The following is a 518-nucleotide window of genomic DNA, read 5'->3' as shown; positions in this document are numbered from 1 at the left end:
GGGGGGATTGAAGGCGCAGTTACTGATTAGTGTCAGGGAGGAAGACTTGCGTCGTCGGAGCAGGGATGGCAGGCCGGGTGGGATTGCTTTTCTGCCGTGGACTGGTCCTGGTCCGGCCGCGATGTTTGATGAGGTGATGTGTGATGCTGATGTGATTACGTACATTCAAGGTGATGGTAGCGAGATTCTGAATATGGGGCGGACGCATCGTTTCTATAGTGCGGCTCAGCGAAAGCTTTTAGCTGCCCGGGATAAGGGTTGTTCCTTTCCTGATTGCACGGCCACCATTTATCAGTGTGAGGCCCACCATGTGCATTCGTGGCAGGACGGTGGGGAAACGGATGTTGCCACGGGTGCTCTTCTGTGTCAGGTCCACCACACCTTGATTCATACGGGTAGCTGGACGGCTTCCATGATCGGGGGAGTCCCGAATTACACGCCTAGCTACCGCATTGACCCGACCCGCACACCCCGCCACAACAGTTACCACCACGCCACCCCACGCACACCCAAAACAC

Annotated in this window: 1 protein-coding gene; it reads left to right on the top strand. The window is 56.6% G+C overall.

Annotation, left to right across the window (positions count from 1 at the left end):
• Positions 1–193: 193 nt before the first annotated feature.
• Positions 194–518: HNH endonuclease signature motif containing protein (locus LOH53_RS16745; protein WP_230068897.1), on the top strand; the 325-nt coding region annotated here is incomplete at its 3' end.

It is taken from the genome of Arthrobacter cryoconiti, from assembly GCF_020905375.1.
GTDB classification, from domain to species: domain Bacteria; phylum Actinomycetota; class Actinomycetes; order Actinomycetales; family Micrococcaceae; genus Specibacter; species Specibacter cryoconiti.
The sequence above is the reverse complement of the archived record's forward strand: the minus strand, read 5'-3'. Positions and strand labels throughout refer to the sequence as shown.